Annotated in this window: 3 protein-coding genes; all 3 read right to left on the reverse strand. The window is 33.4% G+C overall.

What is annotated here, in order from left to right; translation table 11 throughout:
• On the reverse strand, nucleotides 1–1,438 hold a 1,438-nt coding region (locus F6K54_RS36360; protein ID WP_293088730.1), incomplete at its 3' end, for a pentapeptide repeat-containing protein.
• A 1,039-nt stretch (nucleotides 1,439–2,477) separates the two neighbouring features.
• Nucleotides 2,478–5,528 (reverse strand): pentapeptide repeat-containing protein, encoded by a 3,051-nt coding sequence (locus tag F6K54_RS36365; RefSeq protein WP_293088732.1) that lies wholly within the window; start codon nucleotides 5,526–5,528, stop codon nucleotides 2,478–2,480.
• Nucleotides 5,529–5,889: 361 nt separating this feature from the next.
• A partial coding sequence (locus tag F6K54_RS36375; protein WP_293088734.1) for a CHAT domain-containing protein occupies nucleotides 5,890–7,459 on the reverse strand: 1,570 nt, incomplete at its 5' end.

The raw sequence follows: 7,459 nt of genomic DNA on the forward strand, positions 1-7,459 counted from the left end.
TGCCTATGGCTAATGTTTCGGTTAAATTTGCACCCTTTAAATTGGCAGCTTTAAGAGAAGCTTCTCCTAAGTCTGCTAGTTTGAAATTGGCGTTACTCAAGTCGGCACTCATGAGGTTTGCTCCTCTGAAGTTGGCACTTATATATTGTTGGTCTTTTCCGTATCCAGTTATTAATAATTCTCTGACTTTTATATCTTCTAATATAGTTGCTTCAACTCTGGCAAATTTTAAATATTTGGTTTGTCGCCAGAATGTTCTAGTAGTATTAGCAAATCGAAAATTTGTGCTTTTGAGAGTAGCGTGACTAAAGTCGGCATCGGTTAAATTTGCATTTTTAAAACAAGTGCCTCCTATAGTTCCAATGGCAATAGCAAATTTAAGGATGAAAAGATTTTTTTCGTCTTCGTATAATATCTTTTTTGCTATATGCCTGGCTATTAATATTAGGGCAAGAGAAAGAGCTATAGCTAGGACAATTACTATCACTATAATAGGTATAGGTATTGGTTCAAAATTGTCTACCTTATTCTCAGTAATAATTCTTATAACAAAATTGTCTATCCCATTCTCCGTAAGAAGTCCTATAGCAATTGCAGCAACTATTCCTGCTCCTGTTACTGCTATATTTACTAACAATTTCCCAGCAATAGTTTCAGCTAAAACTACTGCCAAAGTCAGGGTAAAAATCAAAACAAATATAGATGCTGTAGACACAATAAAACTGAGAATTATCTTCACAACTATTCCCAAATTTTCACTATTATCAATTAGTCTATGAACAATAATGCCAGGTCTGAAGGCTCTTAACCCTGAGAAGAAATCAACAATCTGTTGAGGCGGCGTTTCTGGTATTCCTAAAAAACTTAAATATTTAACAAAAAGACTATACCATTGTCTAAATTTTTCTGGACGCATACCTAATACTGTAAGTGTTGGAATTATTAGTATCATCACAGGAATTACAGAAAATAAATATGCTATTGCTTTTTGAACTCCTTGACGAATAGTTACTACTAATAAACCAATATTTACAACTTCTAGAAACAGAAAAATAACTACATTGAATAGAAAAGTAGCTAGATTTGGGATGATATATTTACTTTTTAGTTCTTCTACCTTTTCTGCTTCAAAAACAAAATCCATGGGAATATCAACAGCAATAGTTGCGGCTATTCCTGCAATTATAGATAGAATAGCTACAATAATAAATAGTCGAATAACCTGAGATTTTGTTAATCCTGCTAAAGCATAATTGAAGTTAGCATTCGTGAGATTTGCTCCAGAAAAATCTGCTCCTCTTATATCTGCATAAGAAAAGTCTTGATTAGTCAAATCTTGATTTTTAAATGAACGATTTTGATAATTTTTGCGTGGTTGTTTAGATGAATGAATTAGCATTAGATTTACCCCCTGAAAATTTAAGTGATTATTTTTCATCCGCTTCATCCGCCAAGAAATTTATTTCTTGGCTCATAGCAGAAGTCATCTAAAGATGACTAATAACTGTTAACTGATAACTGATAACTGATAACTGATAACTGTAAAGTGGTTGTTTGGATGTATTTGTATTAATTAACATTATATTTACCTCTGAAAGTTTAAGTGATTCTTTTTCATCCGCTTCATCCGCCAAGAAATTTATTTATTGGCTCATAGCAGAAGTCATCTTTAGATGACTAATAACTGTTAACTGATAACTGATAACTGTAAAGTGGTTGTTTGGATGTATTAATTAGCATAATTATTTACCTCTGAAAAATTAAGTGATTCTTTTTCATCCGCTTCATCCGCCAAGAAATTTATTTATTGGCTCATAGTAGAAGTCATCTTTAGATGACTAATAACTGTTAACTGATAACTGATAACTGATAACTGTTAACTGATAACTGTAAAGTGGTTGTTTGGATGAATGAATTAGCATTAGATTCACTCCTGAATTTTTCAACTGACAACTAATAAGTGTTAACTGATTATTTTTCATCCGCCAATAAATTTATTTATTGGCTCATAGCAGAAGTCATCTTTAGATGACTAATAACTGTTAACTGAAATGGCTGATAACTGATAACTGTTAACTGATAACTGTAAAGTGGTTGTTTGGATATATTAATTAACATTATATTTACCCCCTGAAAAATTAAGTAGAGTCATCTTTAGATGACTTAAACTATTAGCCAAGGATTTTAATCCTTGGCATTAGATGACTTGGCATTAGATGACTTAAGCTCCCCTTTCCAAGGGCAGGGCTGTTTCAAAGTATTGTAGATTAACGATTTAAGGAGAACGGAAGATGAGGGGATAGTGAAACAGTAAAATTTGCCAAAATTTGCCGATTTTGAGCGCAAAGTACGCGTCTTTAAGCTCTAAGAGAATATTTGGTTCAACGCCGCTTAAAAGCCTTCATCCCCGTGTCTGGTGTGTCTGGTGTGTCCCCGTGTCTATCGAGAATGAAACAGCCCTGCCTTTCCAAGGGGGGTTAGGGGGGATTAAACTTTTCCCAACTCGAAGGTATTTCTGCGGAATTTTGACAAATAACTGGCAACCAACTTGCACCAGGAAATTTATCTTCTATTACTTGTAATTTTTCCCTCGCTTCTCTTACTGAAATATATAGAGATTTACCACTAGCAAATAACTCCAGAAAATCCTGTAAAAATTTCTGAGCAACTACATCTGGAACTTCTTCTCGCATCACAATAATTGCCGGAATATGTAACCGAGCAAGTTGTCTGGCTAAACCTAATCCATCACAAGAATTGAAAATTGCTAATTTTAGACCTTTCCTAATAGTTGTTACCAGGGCATTTTCTAATTCCTCAATTGTTATTGTTGTTTGATTTCCTAAATCAAAATATCCAGTACTTCCATCTTTTGCACTGTAACTATGACCAGAAAAACAAAGAATATCCCAACCTTTTTCATCCCATAATCTTTCATCTAGTTCTTGGCGACTTGGTTTAACTAAAGAAACAATTTCTGCTTCCCTGGAAAAACTAGATAAATATTTTCTATCTGCCTCAACATTTATACCTTTGTCATCTCCGAAAATTGCTAAGATGCGGATTTTTTCCCTGGCAGTATTTAACTTTTCCATTCGATTAGCTTCTGGCAAACCTATAGCAGTTTCAGCAGATTTATAATCTGAGCAAAAATTCCATAGGTGCCAGGGAATGTGTTGGATTAAATTCTCTTCAGATTGGATAATTATTCGTACTTTGTCTGAGATATTAAATTTAGTTCTTAGCTCCTTTTCTATTTTGTTAAAACTTGGCTCGTTCAACCAGTAATTAATTAGCGATCGCCACTTTTTCTCTAATTCCCGAATCTCAAGAATTATTTTCTGAGCTTTTTTCTCTATATCTTTTTTGGAAAAATTTGTTGTCTGCTCTTCCTTCATTTTGATTCTAGGAAGGAAGCCTAAATTTCTATAGCATTCTCTTAATTGTTTATATTTTTTACCCCAGTCTTGATAGAGCTGAGGAATTTTTAAATTTGGGGGTAAGTTACCTGTAAAAGAAGTTGGTAAGGGATGACAGTCTGACCAAATATTTGCTCTAATAACTGGAAAACCTGTAGTAAAATTTCCCCCTTCAAAATTGAGAGTAACTAAATAATTAGCAGAGCTTGATTTTTGAAATATCTGCTCAACCAAAGACATCATGTAATTCTTTTGTTCTTCTGAGCGAGCATTTTGTTTTTTAATTTCTGCCAACTCTATCTGAGTAGTTCTCTCACTTTCCTGAATATTTTGATTTATCTGTCGTTTGGTTTCTTGTAACTCTCTTTGATATTTCTCCTCTAGCACTCTGAGATTTTTATCATAGAATTGGAGAAACTGTTGATGGATTTTTTCTTTCTCTGTTTCTGGGGGTACATCAATAGTAATTACTACTACTCCATCACCTTTATTTTCCATTCCTCGAATTCTCATGGGGATGTCTTGATTTTCCCCTTGTACTTGTTGGAAAGATGACATAAATGCTTTGGCATCTACTCCATTGCGAAATATTAAATCTACAGTATTCAAGACTTCTTGGAATAATTTTGTAAAGTCTCCTGGTTGAAAATCTCCACTACTAGGACGACGTTCTTTGTGATTTCTTCCTTCTTTTTCTCTCTCTAATAAATAGACACATTTTGATTCAACAAAATCCAGGATCGTAGTATTGTCTATATTCCAAGAATCTATACAGGTTTCTGTCATTTGGGCACTGGTAAAATTAGTACCTATTGCTGATACTTCAGTTAAATTGGCATAATCTAAACAAGCATACTGCATAGAAGATTCGCTTAAGTTTGCTAGTTTTAAATTTGCATCACTGAAGTCAGCACTCATCAGGTTTGCTCCTTTTAATTCTGCTCCTATATATTGTTTATTTCTGCCATCTCCAGTTATTAATAATTCTCTGACTTTTATATCTACTAATATAGTTGCTTCGACTCTGGCAAATTTTAAATATTTGGTTTGTCGCCAGAATGTGCGAGTGGCATTAGCAAATCGAAAATTTGTACTTTTGAGAATGGCATTACTAAAGTCGGCATCCGTTAAATTAGCATTTTTAAAACAGGTGCCTCCTAAAGTTCCAATACCAACAGCTAATCGTAGGAGAAAAAGATTTTTTTCATCTTCAGCTAATATCTTTTTTGCCAGATGTTGAGCTATTAATATTATGATTAGAGAAAGATATGCAGCTATAACAGCACCCATCCATAAATAAGACATATTGTCTTCATAATAATGGTCCCTGTTTCTGGCAAGATTTCCTGCCATAAATGTTGTCAGTGTTCCTGATATTCCTATTCCAATATTTGCCAACCACTTTTTAGCAATAAATTCAGCTAAAACTACCGCTAAACTGAGAGTAGAAATTAATACAAATATTGCCGCTATAGAGATGATCAAAGTGACAACTGTCTCTATAACAGGATTCATATCTGTATTACCATTGAACCAATAATTTACATTTCTGATAACATTGCCACCTCTAAATACTCTTAATTTTCCAAATAACCAAACAATGGAATCTGGTACTTCTGAAATTCCGAAAAAATTGAAAAGTGCCTGAGTTTTTTCCTCTCTCCTTCCCAACTGTGCAAGTAATGGAAATATTAGTATCATTAGACAAACTAGATAATAAAAATATTTTATTGTTTCTGCAATTCCTTTACGAATAGTAATTACTAATAAACCAATATTTACAAGTTGTATAATTATGAAAACTGCTGAACTAAGATAATTTGGTTTCCATAATTTAGGAAGGAGAAATCTTACAGGAACATCCACAGCAAGTACTGCTGCAATACCTGCAGTTGCAAATAGAATAGCTCCAATAATAAATAGTCTAATAACCTGAAATTTTGTTAATCCTGCTAAAGCATAATTGAACTTAGCACCCGTGAGATTTGCTCCAGTAAAATCTGCTCCTCTGATATCTGCAAAAGAAAAGTCTTGATTAGTCAAATCTTGATTTTTAAATGAACGACCTTGATAATTTTTGCGTGGTTGTTTGGATGTATTAATTAACATTATATTTACCTCTGAAAGTTTAAGTGATTATTTTTCATCCGCTTCATCCGCCAAGAAATAAATTTATTGGCTCACAGCATAATTCATCTAAAGATGACTAATAACTGTTAATTGATAACTGATAACTGATAATTGTTAACTGATAACTGTAAAGTGGTTATTTGGATGTATTAATTAGCATTAGATTTGCTCCTGAAAAATTAATTAGAAAATTTATTTATTCGGTTAACTGATGATTGATAAAGCCAATGAAAATGTCTGTACTCTGTTCTGAACTGGAGATTTTTTTAAAGGCATAATCGACCTTGGGATTGGTAAATTTCATAGTAATTTTTCTCCTTTGATAATTAATAAAGGTACATTACTGGCGGGCAAGATGCCCGCACTGGAATGACGGAGGAACTTCTGCAGAATTTTGACAAATAACTGGCAACCAACTCGAACCAGGAAATTTATCTTCCATTACTTGTAATTTTTCCCTCGCTTCTCTTACTGAAATATACAGAGATTTTCCACTAGCAAATAACTCCAGAAAATCCTGCAAAAATTTCTGAGCAACTACATCTGGAACTTCTTCTCGCATAACAATAATTGCCGGAATATGTAACCGGGCAAGTTGTCGAGCTAAACCTAATCCATCGCAAGAATTAAATATGGCTAATTGTAGACCTTTACTAATAGCTTCTCTTAGGGCATTTTCTAATTCCTCTATTGTCATTTTTGTTTCATTTCCTAAATAAAAACATCCGGTACTCCCATCAGCTTTACTTTCACTATGACCAGAAAAACAAAGTATATCCCAACCTTTTTCATCCCATAATTTTTCATCTAGTTCTTGGCGACTTGGTTTAACTAAAGAAACAATTTCTGCTTCTGTTGAGAAACTAGACAAATATTGTTTATCTGCCTCAACATTTATTCCTTTGTCATCTCCAAAAATTGCTAAGATGCGATTTTTTTCTCTAGAGACATTTAACTTTTCGACTCGGTTAGCTTCTGGCAAACCTATAGCAGTTTCAGCAGATTTATAATCTGAGCAAAAATTCCATAAGTGCCAGGGAATGTGTTGGATTAAATTATCTTCAGATTGGATAATTATTCGTACTTTGTCTGAGGAGTTAAATTTAGTTCTTAGCTCCTTTTCTATTTTGTTAAAACTTGGCTCGTTCAACCAGTAATTAATTAGCGATCGCCACTCTTTCTCTAATTCTCGAATCTGACTAATTATTTCTTGAACTTTCTTTTCTATATCTTTTTTGGAAAAATTTGGTGTCTGCTCTTCCTTCATTTTGATTCTAGGAAGCAAGCCTAAATTGCCATAGCATTCTCTTAATTGTTTATATTTTTGGCTCCAGTCTTGATAGAGTTGAGGAATTTTTAAGTTCGGGGGTAAGTTACCTGTAAAAGAAGTTGGTAAAGGATGACAGTCTAACCAAATATTAGCTCTAATAACTGGAAAACCTGTTTCAAAATTTCCCCCTTCAAAATTGAGAGTAACTAAATAATTGGCAGAGCTTGATTTTTGAAATATCTGATTAACCAAAGACATCATGTATTTATTTTGTTCTTGTGAACGAGCATTTTGTTTTTTGATTTCTGCCCACTCTATCTGATGTTTTATTTCACTTTCCTGAAGATTTTGATTTATTTGTCTTTTGATTTGTTGTAACTCTTTCTGGTATTTTTCTTCTAAAAATCTCACATTTTCATTATAGAATTGCATAAACTCCCGATGGATTTTTTCTTTCTCCTGGGTTTCTGGGGGTACATTAATTTTAATTACTACTACTCCATCTCCTTTATCTTCCATGCCTTGAATTTTCATGGGGGTGCCTTGGTTTTCTACTTGCACCTGTTGGAAAGATGACATAAATGCTTTGGCATCTACTCCATCTCGGAATATTAAATCTACAGTATTCAAGACTTCTGTG

Origin of the sequence: Okeania sp. SIO3B5, assembly GCF_010692555.1 — a bacterium.
Classification (GTDB): domain Bacteria; phylum Cyanobacteriota; class Cyanobacteriia; order Cyanobacteriales; family Microcoleaceae; genus Okeania.